Origin of the sequence: Sphingorhabdus contaminans (assembly GCF_007280415.1) — a bacterium.
In the GTDB taxonomy this organism is placed as follows: domain Bacteria; phylum Pseudomonadota; class Alphaproteobacteria; order Sphingomonadales; family Sphingomonadaceae; genus Sphingorhabdus_B; species Sphingorhabdus_B contaminans.
Map to the genome: position 1 here is coordinate 632,316 of NZ_VKKU01000001.1, position 16,974 is coordinate 649,289.

At 56.4% G+C, this 16,974-nt stretch carries 13 protein-coding genes; 11 read left to right on the forward strand and 2 right to left on the reverse strand.

Going from position 1 to position 16,974, the window contains the following annotated elements; genetic code table 11:
• Positions 1 to 13: 13 nt before the first annotated feature.
• Complete coding sequence (locus FOM92_RS03220; RefSeq protein ID WP_143775338.1) at positions 14 to 493, reverse strand: peroxiredoxin; 480 nt, start codon at positions 491 to 493, stop codon at positions 14 to 16.
• Between the two features lie 258 nt (positions 494 to 751).
• On the opposite strand from FOM92_RS03220, the gene FOM92_RS03225 reads away from it, so the two are divergent.
• The 9 genes from FOM92_RS03225 to trxA all read left to right on the forward strand — a co-directional run bounded on the left by FOM92_RS03225 (position 752) and on the right by trxA (position 14,127).
• Positions 752 to 1,240 carry a hypothetical protein gene (locus FOM92_RS03225; RefSeq protein WP_143775339.1) on the forward strand — a complete coding sequence of 163 codons (489 nt, stop codon included), beginning with the start codon at positions 752 to 754 and terminating at the stop codon, positions 1,238 to 1,240.
• Positions 1,241 to 1,339: 99 nt separating this feature from the next.
• Entirely contained in the window at positions 1,340 to 2,734 is a 1,395-nt protein-coding gene (ahcY, locus tag FOM92_RS03230) for an adenosylhomocysteinase (protein ID WP_211347343.1), read from the forward strand.
• Between the two features lie 116 nt (positions 2,735 to 2,850).
• Positions 2,851 to 5,211: a PAS domain-containing sensor histidine kinase gene (locus FOM92_RS03235; protein ID WP_143775341.1), complete on the forward strand. Its 2,361-nt coding sequence runs from the start codon at positions 2,851 to 2,853 to the stop codon at positions 5,209 to 5,211.
• On the forward strand, positions 5,208 to 5,639 hold the full coding sequence (gene tsaE, locus FOM92_RS03240) for a tRNA (adenosine(37)-N6)-threonylcarbamoyltransferase complex ATPase subunit type 1 TsaE (protein WP_143775342.1): 432 nt from the start codon (positions 5,208 to 5,210) through the stop codon (positions 5,637 to 5,639). Before FOM92_RS03235 ends, tsaE begins: the two co-directional genes overlap by 4 nt.
• Positions 5,623 to 6,615 carry an aminoglycoside phosphotransferase family protein gene (locus FOM92_RS03245; RefSeq protein WP_246087133.1) on the forward strand — a complete coding sequence of 331 codons (993 nt, stop codon included), beginning with the start codon at positions 5,623 to 5,625 and terminating at the stop codon, positions 6,613 to 6,615. The genes tsaE and FOM92_RS03245 overlap by 17 nt, the downstream gene beginning before the upstream one ends.
• Complete coding sequence (locus tag FOM92_RS03250) at positions 6,612 to 7,340, forward strand: nucleotidyltransferase family protein (protein ID WP_143775343.1); 729 nt, start codon at positions 6,612 to 6,614, stop codon at positions 7,338 to 7,340. Before FOM92_RS03245 ends, FOM92_RS03250 begins: the two co-directional genes overlap by 4 nt.
• Positions 7,327 to 10,302, forward strand: coding sequence for a double-strand break repair protein AddB (addB, locus tag FOM92_RS03255; RefSeq protein WP_143775344.1), 2,976 nt, complete (start codon positions 7,327 to 7,329; stop codon positions 10,300 to 10,302). Before FOM92_RS03250 ends, addB begins: the two co-directional genes overlap by 14 nt.
• On the forward strand, positions 10,299 to 13,730 hold the full coding sequence (gene addA, locus FOM92_RS03260; protein WP_170226775.1) for a double-strand break repair helicase AddA: 3,432 nt from the start codon (positions 10,299 to 10,301) through the stop codon (positions 13,728 to 13,730). The genes addB and addA overlap by 4 nt, the downstream gene beginning before the upstream one ends.
• Before the next feature lie 76 nt (positions 13,731 to 13,806).
• Complete coding sequence (gene trxA / locus FOM92_RS03265) at positions 13,807 to 14,127, forward strand: thioredoxin (RefSeq protein WP_143775346.1); 321 nt, start codon at positions 13,807 to 13,809, stop codon at positions 14,125 to 14,127.
• A 58-nt stretch (positions 14,128 to 14,185) separates the two neighbouring features.
• Here trxA and argJ read toward each other — a convergent pair whose 3' ends face one another.
• Positions 14,186 to 15,409 (reverse strand): bifunctional glutamate N-acetyltransferase/amino-acid acetyltransferase ArgJ, encoded by a 1,224-nt coding sequence (gene argJ / locus FOM92_RS03270; RefSeq protein ID WP_246087134.1) that lies wholly within the window; start codon positions 15,407 to 15,409, stop codon positions 14,186 to 14,188.
• A gap of 46 nt (positions 15,410 to 15,455) precedes the next feature.
• Between argJ and FOM92_RS03275 the strand changes: the two genes are divergently transcribed.
• Positions 15,456 to 16,535 carry an energy transducer TonB gene (locus FOM92_RS03275; protein WP_143775347.1) on the forward strand — a complete coding sequence of 360 codons (1,080 nt, stop codon included), beginning with the start codon at positions 15,456 to 15,458 and terminating at the stop codon, positions 16,533 to 16,535.
• Positions 16,536 to 16,607: 72 nt separating this feature from the next.
• Positions 16,608 to 16,889 (forward strand): hypothetical protein, encoded by a 282-nt coding sequence (locus tag FOM92_RS03280; protein WP_143775348.1) that lies wholly within the window; start codon positions 16,608 to 16,610, stop codon positions 16,887 to 16,889.
• The last annotated feature ends 85 nt before the right edge of the window (positions 16,890 to 16,974 follow it).

Consider the following 16,974-nt stretch of genomic DNA (forward strand, 5'->3'; position numbering starts at 1 on the left):
GGATAATCTCGTTTTAGAGTTGACCGAGCATATGTTCTGCGGAACTCACATTGAAGTCACCTGGGGCTTCAACATTTACCTGTTCCACGACGCCATCATTGACGACAAGAGAGAAACGTTGACCGCGCTTGCCCATCCCGAAAGCAGTTCCATCCATCTCAAGGCCTAAAGCAGCGGCAAAATCGCCATTCCCATCGGCCAGCATTGTAATCGCATCTGAACCACCCGCCTTGTTCCAGGCTCCCAGCACAAATGCGTCATTGACTGCCGTGCATGCAATCTCATCTATTCCCTTTGCTGCCAGTTCATCAGCCTTTTCTACAAAGCCAGGCAAATGCCGTGCGGAACAGGTCGGTGTAAATGCTCCGGGTACGGAAAAAAGTGCAATCCGGCGGCCAGCGAAATAATCGGCCGATTGGACGGGCTGGGGGCCATCGGCAGTTGCTTTGACCAACTTAACATCGGGAATTTTGTCTCCAACTGAAATGCTCATTTTCGTTCCTTTCGGGGGTGGTTTCAGGTCAGTCTAATCTGTGACAGCCACTTAAGTGTCAAGGGTGTCGAGCCAGGACGTGGTAACTCAAGCATATCTCTATTGTGCTAGCGCATCAGCTGTGTCTTTTTTTTCGAAATTAATCTCTCGCAATTTTCAACCAGATAAGAGGTTTAACTTTGTTAACCAAATCTCTTGGTTGCTGATTAATCAGGATCGTCAATTCTTGCGCTGTTGAACAGTAAAGGGGTTGGGGAAATGATCAACTTTTCGAAGAAATTGAGTTTTGTAGTTGGTATGGTCGCATTGTCATCGCAACCGGCACATGCTTGTTGGACGAACGCAGCGCAGGATGCAGCCAAGATAAAGCACTTGAATACCATGTTAATGGTAACAGCGTTAAGGTGTCGAAATACGTCGGATAACTTCCTTCCACACTATAATCGTTTCGTGACGAAGCATAACAACCTGATCGGATCGCAGAATGCCGCGTTGAAAGGACACCTCGCCCAAACGTACGGCGCTCGCGGTGCCGAAGGCGCATTAGATCGTATGTCGATCGGATTTGCGAACAGTTATGGGAATGGCCACAAAACTATGAACTGCAAGCAACTGAAAGAGTTAGCCGCGAAGCTAGCGTCGGAATCACACGGTGTAGTCACTATGGCCGCCGCCGCTGATTCCACAGTGATCGGTCATTCATGGAGCGGTCCTGCTTGCCCTACACGAATGGCAACCCGTCCTTAGTGGGTGTATGTAAGCATATAAAGTAATCTTTATATTTGATTTCGTTGAAGGCCACGGCTATGGGCAGAGCCATTCTAAACCCTCCCGGAGATCAAGCCTGTGGCTTTCAACGATTATGTCATTGCCGATATCGGCGAGGCCGACTTTGGCCGTAAAGAAATCAACATAGCTGAAACCGAAATGCCCGGCCTTATGGCCCTGCGAGAAGAGTTTGGTCCGTCCCAGCCATTGAAGGGTGCGCGGATCGTAGGATCGCTGCACATGACGATCCAGACAGCAGTTCTAATTGAAACCCTTGTTGCTCTCGGCGCCGAAGTGCGCTGGGCTACCTGTAACATTTTTTCAACGCAAGACCATGCCGCTGCTGCGATTGCAGCCCGCGAAATTCCAGTCTTTGCCGTAAAAGGTGAAAGTCTCGCCGATTATTGGGATTATGTCGGTCGTATCTTTGACTGGGGCGATGATGCCACCGCAAATATCATTTTGGACGATGGTGGTGATGCAACCATGTTTGCGCTTTGGGGTGCGAAGCTGGAGCGGGGTGAAAGTTTTGGCGAACCTGAAAACGAAGAAGAAGTCGAATTCCAACGTGCCTTGAAGGCATTTGTTGCCGCAAAGCCCGGCTATCTAACGGAGACCGTTCGTAATCTTAAGGGCGTGTCTGAGGAAACAACTACCGGCGTTCACCGCCTGTACGAAATTGCCAAAAAGGGCGAACTGCCTTTCCCGGCTATTAACGTAAATGACAGCGTAACGAAGTCGAAGTTCGACAACTTATATGGTTGTAAGGAATCGCTCGTTGATGCCATCCGTCGCGCTACAGACGTAATGTTGGCCGGCAAAGTTGCATGTGTTGCCGGTTTCGGCGATGTGGGCAAAGGTTCGGCCCAGTCGCTGCGCAATGGCGGTGCACGGGTGATGGTCACTGAAGTTGATCCGATCTGCGCATTGCAAGCTGCTATGGAAGGCTTCGAAGTTGTCACTATGGAAGAAGCTGTGACGCGTGCTGACATCTTTTGCACTGCGACCGGAAACGCGGACGTCATTACCGCTGAGCACATGATGAACATGAAGCCTATGAGCATTGTTTGTAACATCGGCCATTTCGACAGCGAAATTCAAATATCTGCACTGTCAAACTACAACTGGACCGAAGTTAAACCAGGCACCGATCTCGTTGAATTCCCGGACGGCAAACAGATTATCGTGTTGGCCAAGGGACGTCTTGTGAATCTCGGCTGCGCTACCGGGCACCCAAGCTTCGTCATGTCTTCGAGCTTCACAAACCAAGTGCTGGCGCAAATCGAGCTTTGGACTAATGGCGCGAAATATAAAAATGAAGTGTATGTTCTGCCCAAACACCTCGATGAAAAGGTGGCTATGCTGCACCTCGAGAAGCTGGGAGTTAAGCTAACAAAACTGACCGAAAAGCAGGCCAATTACATTGGGGTTTCGACCGAGGGACCTTTCAAGCCCGATCACTATCGCTATTGATACCAATAAATCTGAGATCAAACGGGCCCGCTGTAGAAATACAGCGGGTTTTTTGTTGCGCCGTGTCGCCTTTCGGGCATTAGAAAATCTGTGAAAGAGCAAAGGATAGCGAACCAATGACGGGCGAAGGCCTGCCAATTGCATTGATAGGCTTTTTGATGGCGCTTTGGCTGGTCGGAGCCACAGTAGCCATTTGGGTGGGCTTTTCGTTACGGCGGCGTTCGCAAAAAATACTCAGGCAGACATCCCGTCTGGCGCGGCTACTCGAAACAGCACCTGCCTTTCCGGTGCTTGTAAAAGGCGATGGTCGAATTGAAGCCGCTGACCGCTTTTCCCGATTGATGGGATTGCCAGCTCCAGCTGTATCGCTAACCGATCTGGGTGGTCGTAGCGAGGGGGGATTGAGCAACCACGATCTTCTCATGCTCGAAGAAAAAGTACGAGAAACGCAGAGGACAGGTAAAGATTTTGAATTGCCTTTGGCAATCATGGGTTCACCTCGTCGCCTGCTAGTTATGGGCGAGATTGCCGATACCGTCATCTATCCAAATGGTGCGGCATTATTATGGTTTTTCGATTCGACAGAAAGCCTGCGTGAGCTAGAGGCCCGAACTCAAGAATCTGAAAAAGCCAAGGCTGCTTTTGCTGCTTTAGCCGGACTTATAGAATCTGCACCTTTGCCTATGTGGCATCGGGGTCCGGATCTTACGCTTAACTTTGTAAACCAAGCATATGTTGAGGCTGTCGGAGCCACAGACGGATTCCAAGTAGTGCAAGACGGCATCGAACTGCTGGAACCGGAGAATGGTAAAAATGCCGCGGCTTTTGCTGCCGATGCCATGCGGAACGGCCAGAAAATGGAGCGTGTTGTTTCTGCTACCTTGGGCGCCGAGAGGCGACAACTGCGCGTTTTTGACATCCCTCTGGGACCGGACGGTGCGTTGGGCGTTGCGGGCATGGCGATTGACGTTCAGGACCTCACCGCAGCCCGAACCGAGTTTCGTTTATTGTCCGATGCGCAACGCCATTTATTGAATATGATGTCGGCGGGTGTTGTCCAATTTGGATCAGACCACTCTCTTATTTTTGCAAATCTGCCCTTTCAGAGACTATTCGCTTTTCGTGATCAATGGCTTACCGAAAAGCCGGAATTTGCTCGTGTGCTCGATCGAATGCGGGAAAATGGTAAGCTTCCCGAAGTTCGTGATTTCCCTGCTTGGCGAACTGAACGGGAAAACTGGTTCCGGAATCCCGAACCAAGCGAGGAAAACTGGCTGTTGCCAGACGGAACGCACCTGCGTGTCTTGGCCCAGCCAGTTCCAGATGGCGGGCTTTTATTGATATTTGAAGACCGAACCGAACAAGCGCAATTGGCAAGTGCCCGGGATATTTTGCTGCGGGTCAGGACAGCGACATTCGACAATCTTTTTGAAGCGATTGCTGTATTTGCAGCGGACGGACGATTGAGCATTTGGAACCGTCTGTTTGCGGAAACATGGGGATTGCCCGATGATACTCTAATCCGACATCCACGGCTTGACGAGATTTTGCCTCTGATGTCGAAGCACCTCAAAAAGCAGTCGCAGATATCCATTATTGGTGAGTTGGTGCGAATGACGACAGCAAACCGGGAACAACGTCGCAGCAAAGCGGTGTTTGCTGATGAGCGGATATTTCAGATTGCGACCATACCGCTTCCCGATGGCAATGCGTTGTTTACGATGCTGGATATGTCGGACAGCCTGAAGATCGAGCAAGCTCTGCGGGATCGGAATGCGGCGCTGCAGGAAGCGGACGGGATTAAGGCCAAGTTTCTGGCCAATATGAGCTATGAATTCCGGACGCCGCTGACTTCGATCAGCGGTTTTGCCGATTTGTTGAAGGCGGGGGTTGCCGGGGAGTTGAATGGGCAGGCGCTGGAATATGTCGATGCCATCCTGACTTCTGCTGAACGGTTGTCGGAGCAGATCAATACGGTGCTGGATTACAGCCAGAGTGAAGCCGGAGCGATGCCGATTGCCAGGGAGAAGGTTGATGTCCGGACCCTGCTTGTTAACTCGGCTGAAGCTAAAGCGGCTTTTGCCAGGGAGCGGGGTGTTGAATTGCACCTTCGGCTGGATGAGGCAAAAGGGCAGTTTTCCTTGGATTCTAAGCGGATAGGGCAGGCCATCGGGCAAATTCTTGATAATGCAATTCGTTATCATAAAGAGGGCGGCGAGGTCCTTTTGTTTGCGCGGACCAGCAAGGACCAGCTCGAGATCGTCATCTCCGACAATGGCCCCGGCATCAGTGAGGAAAACCAGAAAATCGTCGAGGGCAATGGCAAGAAGGCCTTGCAGCTTTCCGACGATCCCATTTTGCAAGGGCTCGGCCTGCCACTCGCCAAGCAGTTGATCGAAACGCATCATGGCACATTCCAAATCCAGTCCAAGCCGGGCGAAGGCTCCACCATCATCATGACGATCCCGAGCCGATGATCCTGAAGACCGAAGAAGACATGCGCGCCTTTGGACGCGAATTGGCGGGCACGCTGCACGCCGGCGACTGGGTATCGATCGACGGCCCCTTGGGCGCGGGAAAAACGGTGTTGTGCGCCGGCATTTTGCAGGGGCTTGGTTTCGATGGCGAAGTCGCGAGCCCGTCCTATGCCATCGTGCATCAATATGATCCCCCCGAAGTATCGATTGCCGTCGCCCATGCAGATTTGTATCGCTTGGACGGTGTCGCCGATCTGGAGGAACTCGGCCTCGCGGATGAACGGTCTGACCGGATTACATTGGTGGAATGGGCAGGCCGGGCCGGCGCCGACTATACGGTGCCAACCCTCTCAATTGAAATACAGCCTCAGCCGGACGGTTCCCGCGCTGTACAGATGAAAACGGAAAAGAATGACGCAACCCATTGACCCTGTCATGCCCGCCGGGCTCGACGAATTTCTGCACCAGACAGGCTGGAGCACCGCGCGTGTCTACCCCATGCCGGGCGATGCTTCGTTCCGCCGCTATTTCCGGGTGACGCATGCCGAAAAAGGCAACGCCATATTGATGGACGCCCCGCCACCGCATGAAGACCCCAAGCCGTTCATTGATGTTGCCCAATATCTGATCGGGCAGGGATTTCGTGCGCCCGTCATTTACGGAAAAGACCTGACACGCGGTCTGGTCCTGATCGAAGATTTCGGCGACCGGCGGATGCGGGAACATCTGGATGCGTTTCCTGCCGACGAGGAGAAAATCTACCGCAGGGCGATCGACACCATCATAGCCCTTTCCAAAAGCAGTTGCGCCGACCTGCCGCCCTATGATGAGGACGTTTACCTGCGCGAGGTGCGGCTGCTGACCGAATGGTATATGCCGGCGATGCGGCTCGACTTTGATCCTGCCGAATTTGACCGCATCTGGCGCGATGCGCTTGCGCCTATTGCCAATGCCCATTTGGTCACCGTCTTGCGCGATTATCATGCGGAAAATGTCATGTTGCTGGATGACGGGGATCAAGGTCTGATCGATTTTCAGGACGCGCTGATCGGGCATCCTGCCTATGATCTGGTGTCGCTGTTGCAAGACGCGCGCCGCGACGTGTCCGTGGAACTCGAGGCGAAAATGCTCGATCATTATATCCAGCAGGCAAATCCGGGCGACGATTTCCGCGATCATTATGCGCTGGTCGGGGCGCAAAGGAATACCAAGATCATCGGAATCTTCACCCGGCTGTGGAAGCGCGATGGCAAGCAACGTTATCTGGATTTTCTGCCGCGCATGTGGAACCTGCTGGAACGCGACCTGGATCATCCCCAGCTCGCCCCGCTGAAAAGCTGGTTCGACACCACTATTCCGCACGAAGTCCGTCGGATCGCCCCCAATATGCTGGCGCCGGAATGAGCCACCATGTGAACACCGCCATGATCATGGCGGCAGGCAAGGGGACCCGGATGATGCCGTTGACGGCAGACCGGCCCAAACCGCTTGTCGAGGTCGCAGGGACTGCCTTGCTCGACCATGTACTGGACCATTTGCGGGCCGCAGGTGTTGGCCGGATTGTCATCAACGCCCATTACCGCGCATCCCAGGTCGAAGAGCATATGGCCGCCCATGCTGCCGATTTTCAGGTCGCAATATCGGATGAGCGCGATTTGCTGCTGGATACAGGTGGTGGTCTGGTTCGGGCCCTGCCGCTGATTTCCGACGATCCCTTTATCTGCGTCAACGCGGACAATTGGTGGACCGACGATGGCGTAAATGCCTTCACCCGGCTGATGTCGGCATGGGATGACGAGGCAATGGACGTCCTCATGCTTCTGATCCCCTATGCCGAGGCGAATAATACGCAAGGACAGGGTGATTTCGATCTTGATGCCGATGGCCGTCTGTCCCGCCGGAAACCGGACCAGCAGGCGGCCTATGTGTGGACCGGTATCCAGATGCTGTCCAAGCGCCTGATCGTTGATCCGCCATCGGACGTGTTTTCCACCAATATCTTCTGGGATCGCGCTATCGGCAGAGGCCGTTGTTTCGGGTTGGTGCATCAGGGCCTTTGGTTCGACGTCGGATATCCTGACGCAATTGCCGCAACCGAGGCGAAATTGATGAGCCATGCCCAGCGCTGAACCCGCACATCGGGCGACACGCGTCTTCACGGTTCCCCTCGGCTCGGATTTTTGCGACGCGACGGTCGGATTTGTTCTGGCGAACTGCGGCGATGATCCGCTCGCCCTAACACAGACTACGCTTTTGCTGCCGAACAACCGCGCGATCAAGGCAATGACCGAAGCGTTTGTGCGCACCGTATCGCCGGGATTGCTGCTGCCAAAAATGGTGGCGATTGGTGACCTCGCGCTCGACGAAGCTTTGGGACCCATATTGGATCCGCTGTCGGACGATGATGTGGTGTGGCCTGTCATCAGCCCCACAAGCCGCATCCTTTTGCTGGCCGATCTGGTCGTAAAAAACCGGCCGGAGGGGCAGTCCGTCACCGCGGCAGAATCCTTGCGCCTTGCGCGCAAACTGGCCGAAATGATTGACGAGCTGGAAATCGAACAGGTCGATTTTGAACGGCTCAAATCGGTTGAGGCGGTGGCCGAACTGCCGGAACACTGGCTGAGTGCCTATGGTCAGATCACCGCCATTGTACCCGCCTATCGAACCGAACTTGCCAACCGCAAGCTGCTGGGGCCTGCGGAACGCCGCAATATTTTGCTGGGCCGGCTCGAGCGGCGTTTGCGGGAAAATCCGCCGTCTTCGCCATTGATCGCCGCAGGCATCACCACATCGGCAAAGGCCGTTTCCAACCTGTTGCGCCGGATTGCACGGCTGCCCAACGGATCGGTCATTTTGCCGGGCGTGGACCTGAATATGCCCGAGGCGGATTGGGACGCCCTGCATCCACCAAAAAGCGACGACGGGGTCGCAAAGCCACCTCGCAATGTTGAGGTCCATCCGCAATTCCATCTGCGGCTGTTGCTCGATCGCATGGCGATTGCGCGGGATGAAGTTGTTGCGGTGTCCTCCGGTGCAACCCATGCCATGGCCGACAGTATCACTGACATATTCTGCCTGCCGGAACGAAGTACCCATTGGCGTGCGCTTCCGGCCCGCCGCAAAAAGCTGGAACATGTCCGTCTGGTCGAGGCGGATGACAGCGCACAGGAAGCGAAAATCATCGCTGTCCATATTCGGCAACGGCTTGAACATGCGGGGCAACGCACCGCATTGATTACCCCGGATCGCGAGATTGCGGCGCGGGTAGCGTCGCAGTTGCGCCGCTGGGGCATTGTCGTGGATGACAGTGCCGGTAAGCCTTTGCTGCAGTCACCGGAAGGCACCCTTTTTCTGGGACTGGCCAATGCTGTAGCGCGGCGCTTTTCGGCAACCGACATATTGGAAATTGCGAAGCATCCGCTTGTCCAGATGCAAATGGACCGGCTGGAATGGCTCAACCAGGCGCGCGCGCTCGATATGCGCATGCGCGGGCCAAATGTGGGTGTGGGGATATTCGCCTTTGCCGATGAAATTGCAAAGGCCGCGGATGACGCACTCAACCAGTGGTGGAGCACATATAGCGCCCAACTGGCGTTGCTGGATGATGCGGCAAAAGGCGGCCTTGTTGCCGCGCTTGATGCCATGAAGATGGTGGCCGATACATTAACCGCCGGACAGATCTGGAAAGGTGCCGCTGGCCGGGAACTTGCCCGTGTTTTGGCCGAACTGGGCGAGTGCAATCTGTCCGCTATTCCGCTTGAAGACAGCAGCGCGTTGCCCGCCATTGTCAGCGAACTGCTTTCAGGTGCTGTTGTGCGCCCGCCTTATGGTGGCCATCCGCGCGTCGCAATATACGGTTTGCTGGAGGCGCGCCTGCAACAGGCAGATCTTGTTATCTGTGCAGGATTGAATGAAACGGTCTGGCCGCAAATTGCACAGCCGGACCCTTGGCTTGCCCCGGCGATACGTCGTCATTTGGGTCTGGCGACGCTGGACCGCAATGTCGGTCTTTCGGCGCATGATCTGGCGACCGCGCTCGGCGCAAAGGACGTGGTGCTTATACGAGCGCGGCGGGATCGTGGCGGACCAACGGTTGCATCGCGCTTTTTGTTGCGGATGCGTGCCTATCTTGGCGACGCGTTGCAGAAGGATGAAACAACGCCGCAGTTTGCCGCCCTATTGGACGATGTACGGGAAAAGCTGCAATTCGCAACGCGGCCCAAACCCATGCCGACGGCAGAGCAGCGGCGCGTTGCCATTTCGGTAACCGATTTCGACCAGCTCAAGTCTGACCCCTATTCCTTTTATGCCAAGCGTGTTTTGGGATTGCGTCCGTTGGACCCGGTTGATGCCGAACCCGACCACAAGTGGCGCGGCATCCTGGTGCACGAGATATTGGAAAAATGGTTCCGGGACGACAAATGCGATCCCGAAAAGCTGACTGCACGGGCGGAGGCCTTGCTGACCAACGGCGCGCTTGATCCCATTTTGCGCACATTGTGGCAGCCCCGTATTGCGGACGGACTGCGCTGGATTGCCGGGCAAACACAAAAGCTGCGTGACGAAGACGGGCGGCAATTGTTGGTTGCGGAAGAAAAAGGCAAATTTGAACTGTGTGGCATCACCATTACCGGACGCGCCGACCGTATTGATGCCGCCGCCGATGGCAGCCTGATCATCATGGACTATAAAACCGGCGGATCGCCCAAGCCGAAACAGATTTATGCAGGCTACGCGCTGCAGTTAGGGTTGATCGGTTTGATGGCCGAACGCGGGGCTATCAAGGGCGTAAGCGGTGATGCGCGGGGATTTGAATATTGGAGTTTAGGCAAGGATCGCAATCGCGGCGGTTTCGGATATATCGCCCATGCCACGGCTCCAACGGCCAGCGACAAAAAGAAAGCCGCCGATGAATTTGTAGCCTTCATCGCGGGGCAAGCCGAAGAAGCATTGAACGACTGGATATTGGGCGAAGCACCTTTCACGGCAAAGCTGCACCCTGAATATTCCAACTATGCGGACTATGATCATTTGATGCGTCTTCAGGAATGGGACGGTCGCCAGTCGATTGCCGAGGCGGACGGCGCATGAGCGAAGAAAAGAACCCCAAGCCGCTTTATCCGCTCATTCCCGCACAACGTGCTGCGGTGCAGCCGGAGGAGAATGTCTGGCTCAGCGCATCGGCGGGCACCGGCAAAACGCAGGTATTGACCGCGCGTGTTATCCGTCTGCTTCTGGAAGAGAAAGTCGAGCCCGAAAATCTGTTGTGCATCACCTTTACCAAGGCGGGTGCTGCGGAAATGGCCGAACGTATCAACCAGCGGCTCGCCGCATGGGTCCAAATGGAAGATACCGCGCTGTTCAGGGATATGGAGGCAATCGGGGCCAAATCGGGCCCGGAATACCGCCAGCGCGCCAGCGAATTATTCGCCAAAGTATTGGACGCGCCGGGTGGCGGATTGCAGATTGTGACCATCCACAGTTTTTGCCAATCGCTCTTGGGAAGCTTTCCCGAAGAGGCAGGGCTCGTGCCGGGTTTCAAGCCTATTGAAGGTGCCGAGCAGCAGACCTTATTGCGTGAGGCGCTGGCCAGCATGGTTATCGCGGCGGAAGAAACGCATGATCAGGGCTTGATCCGCAGCCTGCAACAACTCAGCCTCGCCATGGGCGAAGAGGCGGCGGAGAAATTCCTCGCCAAATGCGCGGCGGTTCCCGATGTTATGGAGGGTATTCCCGATGGGGCGGGGGCTATTACCTGGGCACGGCGTGTGGCGGGGGTTACATTTGATGAGCCGTTAGACCAGTGGATCGCATCGGCGCTGTCTGATGACGCGATAGATCGTACTGCGCTGGAATCCGTTGCCGCATTAAACAAAAATTGGGGGACCTCCACCGGTTTAAAACGTGCCGCTACCATAGCGGAATGGCTGGAATCCGATGTGACGCAGCGTGGGGCGACCCTCGAAAAACTGCATTTTTGCTGGTGGAACAAGTCTAAGGACGAACCGCAGACGCAGACAAAAGGTCAGGTTCCTCAAGTCGATGAATATCCTGAATTAGCGCTCGATCTCGCAAACTGGACCAAACCTCTGTTGGAGACTCTGATCCGCGCCGACTATGCCGAACGGCTCGCCAGCGCGTTGCTCGTCGGTAAGCGGCTGGCGCAATATTATGCGCACGCCAAGCATGCGCGGGGCGTTATCGACTTTGACGATATGATCCGGCGTACGGCCGCGCTCCTCAACAGCGGTGCGATGGCGCAATGGGTGCGGTTCAAGCTCGACAAGCAAATCGATCATATCCTTGTCGACGAGGCGCAGGATACGAACAAGGCGCAATGGGATATTGTGGCCGCGCTCGCGTCCGATTATTTCAGCGGATTTGGTCAAAACGCCGATACAATCCGGACCATATTCTCGGTCGGCGATTTCAAGCAGGCCATTTACGGTTTCCAAGGCACGGCGCCCGAACGCTACGAAGAGGCAGGGCTGAAATTCGGCAAGGATATCGAAGGGGCAGGGGGCGAGCTTGCCCGCCTGACCCTGTCGCAAAGTTTCCGGTCAACGACTCCCGTCCTGCAGTTCGTCAATGCGCTGATAAAGGAAGTGGGCCATGATAATTTCGGCATCTCTGACCCGGTCCCCGACCATTATAGCCGCATGCCGGCCGAAGTCGGGATGGTCGAACTTCTGGCGCCTGTATCGCCGAAGCCGGGTGACGAGGAGGGGGATGATGACGAGGAAAGCTGGGTCCCCAACCAGAAGCGCGAACTCGCCGAACGCCTCGCCGATTATGCCAAGGAACTGATCGACCAAAGGCCGTGGCTCGCGACGCAGAAACGGTTTTTGGAGCCCAAGGATATCATGTTCCTCCTGCGCAGCCGCGGCGATGTTGCCTCGCTGCTCGTGGCGCAACTGCATGAGCGCGGGGTTCCGGTGGCCGGTGTCGACCGCCTGCGGCTGGCACAGCCTCTGGTGGTGCAAGATCTACTCGCGGTCATCCGCTTCGTGCTGCAGCCGGGCGACGACCTCAGCCTTGCCTGCATCATGGTGTCGCCGATTATCGGCTGGACGCAGGAAAAGCTGCTCGAACATGGCTATCGGGGCGACCGGAAGATCAGCTTGTGGCAGCATCTGCGGGGGCAGGACGCGATTGCGGCTGAACTCGAACCGCTGCGTGCCATGCTGGACGCGGCGGATTTTGTGACCGTCTATGATTTTCTGGAGCAGATCCTGTCCGGCCCCATCGGTGCGCGGCGGAAATTCGTGGCGCGGCTGGGGACCGAGGCGCTGGTGCCGATGGAGGAAATGCTGAACATGGCCCTGCTGTTCCAGCAACAGCAGGGCGGCGGGCTGCAGAGCTTTCTGCACTGGTTCGAAAAGGGCGAAAATATCATCAAGCGCGAAGGCGAGGGGGGTGCGAACGAGGTGCGGGTGATGACGGTGCACGGCTCCAAGGGGCTGCAGGCACCGGTCGTCATCCTGGCCGACGCCACCTCCGATCCGCATAAGAAGCCCGACCGGACGGCGGCGCTGGTGATGGATGAAGGCAAGAATGTGCCGCTGCTCGCCATACGCAGTGCGGAAAAGTCGGGGCGGCTGCAGGAGATTGTCGAGTTGCAGGAAACCCGCGAATTGCGCGAGCATCGCCGCCTGCTCTACGTCGCCATCACCCGGGCCGAGGAGCGGCTGATCATGGGCGGGGCCTTGAGCGCGCAGAATAAGGGCGTCGCCCCGGCGGATAGCTGGTTCGCGATGATGGAGGGCGCCATGCGCGCTCTCGGCCATGACTGGGAAGAGGACGCGCGCTGGGGTCAGGTCATGCGGCATGTCGGCAAGGATGGTATCGCGGCCGCGCCGCCCGCGACCAGCGATCAAAGCGCCAAGGACGAACCCGCACCGCTGGATCCACCCCCATGGCTCTTTGCCCCCGCGCCGCAGGAGCAGCGCCCGCCAAGGCCTCTGGTGCCTTCGCGGCTGGAAGATGACGACTATGGCGACGCCCCGCCCAGCCTTGCGATGCAGGCGGCGGCCACGCGCGGGAAATTGCTGCACGCGCTGTTCGAGCGGATCACGGACGAAGCATCCCTGGATGCTGCCGCCAAATGGCTGGATATCACGGTGCGCGACAGTGCCATCGACAAGCGGCAGATCCTCGACGCAGTAACGGCGGTGGTCCGCAACCCGGACTGGTCGGATTTCTTCAAGGCCGGGGCCCGGTCCGAGGTGCCGCTGGCGGCGCTGGTGGGCGAGACGGTCATCACCGGACGGATCGACAGGATGATCGTCGAGCCCGGGCGCGTGCGGTTCATCGACTTCAAAACCGGACGCTCCGTCCCCGACGATGCGCAGGGCGTCATCACGCCTTATCTACGGCAAATGGCACATTATGTCGCCGCGCTGGAGACGATATTTCCGGATTGCGAAGTGGAGGCATCACTGCTTTTCACCCATGGGCCGCGCCTGATCCGCTTGCCGGACAGCATATTACAGCCTCACAAACCAGCCTCTACCCTTTAAAAGCAATTCTATCGCGCCGCCGCCTTGTCAGCCTACACCGCAACGCATAGATTGCAGGTCAACAAAGGAGATTATTATGGCTACCAAATCCGTAGGCGACAGCGATTTTAGCGCGCAGGTGCTGCAATCCGAACGGCCCGTTCTCGTCGATTTCTGGGCAGAATGGTGCGGCCCGTGCAAAATGATCGGCCCCAGCCTCGAAGAAATCAGCGAAGAGCTGAACGGACAGGTCGATATCGTGAAGCTGAACATCGACGATCATCCCGACACCCCGGCCAAATATGGCGTGCGCGGAATTCCGACGATGATCCTGTTCAAGGGCGGCGAAGTTGCCGACACCAAAGTTGGCGCGGCACCCAAGGCGCAGATCAAAGGCTGGCTTGAAGCCGCACTTTAAAGCAATTTGCGGCGTCGCGGGGGCTATCCCTTCGATGCCGTCAAATAGGGTTTAGACCCTAACTTCGATAATCGGCGTTGATGCTGATATAGCCGTGGGTGAGGTCGCACGTCCACACACTGGCTTTGCCAGTGCCGAGCCCCAGATCAACGCCGATTTCGATTTCCTGACCCTTCAGATGCGCTGCCACTGGGGTCTCGTCATAACCATCCACCGGCAAACCGTTGCGCGCAACCTGGGTTGAACCAAAACGGATCGACAGCAGGTCGCGGTCCGCAGGTTCACCTGCTTTGCCCACCGCCATCACCACACGCCCCCAATTGGCGTCCTCGCCTGCTATGGCTGTTTTGACGAGTGGCGAATTGGCAATGGCAAGGCCCACGCGCCGGGCGCTTTCGTCACTTGTGGCTCCGCTCACATGGATGGCGATGAACTTCTGCGCGCCTTCACCGTCGCGGACAACCAGATGCGCAAGCTGCAGGCACACATCGCGCAGCGCGGCCGCGAACGCATCGGCACCTGCATCGGCGAAGGAACCAAGTGGCGCATTTCCGGCCTTGCCGGTTGCAAAGGCGAGTACGGTATCGCTGGTCGATGTATCGCTATCGACGGTGATGCAACTAAAACTGTCGCTGTTCGCGGCGGACAGAAGTTGCTGCAGGAATGGCGCTTCGACCGCGGCATCGGTGAAGATGTAGCCGAGCATGGTGGCCATATCGGGTGCGATCATACCCGACCCTTTGATGATGCCGACAAGATTTACTTTAACCCCGTCGACCATCGCGCTGGCGACCGCGCCTTTGGCGAACGTATCTGTTGTTCCAATGGTGTTGGTGGCATCTTCCCACGAACAGGGCGGGGCCTGGAACACGGCGTCCAGACCGGCTTCGGCCTTGACTTTTGGCAAAGGCACGCCAATGACGCCGGTGGAGGACACAAATACCGCGCTTTTCGCGCATCCCAGATGTGCCGCAACCTTGGACGTAATGGCTTCCACCGCCTCCAGCCCGCGCCGTCCTGTAAAGGCATTGCTGTTACCGGCATTGACAATCAGCGCGCGCGCTTGTCCGCCTTTGATATTCTGGCGGCACAGTTCGACTTCGGATGAACAGCAGATATTCTGCGTTGTGACACCTGCGACCGTTGTCCCTTCATCCAGTTCGACAAAGGTCAGATCGCACCGCCCCCAATCCTTGTAACCCGCCCGCGCAATCCGCGGCGTTGCCCCCGCAATCGATGGCATTGCGGGAAAGGGCAGGGCGAGGGGCGATTTTGCTAACACTTCCGGAAACTTTCATTAAATAACAGGCATCGAAAGGGAGTATCGAATGTCCATTTACGTTGTTGTGGCGCTAGCAGCAATTTCCATCGAAACAAATGTGGAAACGACGGCTCCACCCGCTCCGCCGCCACCTGTGGTCACGGTGCGGACAGTTGATGGTCCAACGCCTTTCGCTCCTCCACCCAAAAAGGGTGTGGAAAGCCCGCCAATTCCTAAAGGCAGTCCAGGCTTTTGGGCAAATACCGGGGACTATCCTACGCTTGCCCTCAAAGAAGAGCGTGAGGGGATATCCGCATTTCGCGTAACTGTCGGTGTAGACGGACGCGTTACCGCTTGTGAAATCACCGGGTCCAGCGGGCATCGCGATCTGGATGAAGCAACCTGCGCAAATGTAACGCGGCGCGCGGTCTTCTATCCGGCCCAGGATAAAAAGGGAAAGGTAACAAGCGGTACCTACGCCAACCGCATCCGCTGGCAGATACCCGTTGTGACAAGCTATGCGACTGGTCCAATGCGGTCCGAAAGCTATCCTTATCCCCCGCAACCGGCAAACCGCGCAGAGATGCAAGTTGCAACGGAAGATTATCCCGCCTCTGCTTTGGCATCAGGGGAAGAAGGGACGAGCATATTTAACCTTGATGTTGATGACACCGGAAAAGTGCAGGGGTGCAGCATCACCACGTCGAGCGGTTCTTTGGCTTTGGACCAGCAGGCCTGTGTCGTTTCTGCCCGATGGAAATTCCAACCGGCGCGCGACGTCAATGGAAAGCCGACCTATGGCCGGACAAAACACAATCTTGTCTGGCGTCTGCCGAAAGGAACACCGCGCGTCACTGCGGGGCCAGTCCGGCCAACATATAACCCCTTTGAAAAATCGGGCAGCTTTACACTGACGATGGATTTTGATGCGCAAGGCAAAATGGCAAATTGTGCGTTTGAAAAAACAGGCGATTTCATGTCGATGGGGCCGATGGGTCCGAATTTGATGGCGAATGTGTGCAACGAAGAGAGCGCGCGCGCCATCAAACCTTTCGTCGATGCTGAAGGCAAACCGGAAGCCCGAAGGGTCATTTTCCGCATGGGCGTAGAACATTCCGAGGCCATACTGCCTGCAAAGGCGAAATAGCATTTCCGCCTTCGGGATAGACTTTGTTGCGAGGCGTCCCTATATGCGCCAGAGCACGAAACAGGGCCCACCATGCGTTTGCTGATTTATCTTTTGGCGATGTTGACCGGATTTTCCGCGGCGGAAGCTGCGCGTCCGGTGACGGCTACGCCTGCGACGCTTGGTTCCGCAGTGTCTTCGGCGGCGATTGTCGCGGCCACGGTTTCGCTTTCGGAACATCATGAAGCAATTTTGCCGTTGCAAACTTATGATACCCGTGCCCGGCGTGAACGGACTATCAATTATCCGGCATTTGATCGCGAAATCTCTGCCTTTGCGACACCTGTCCAGACGCACGACGTCTCTCGGCAATAGATTGCCGCCTGCGCGAAATTAATCGCGCCCGATCTGATCAATTTAATCGTTGCAGGGGACTGCGACGCTTTCACTCATAAAAATC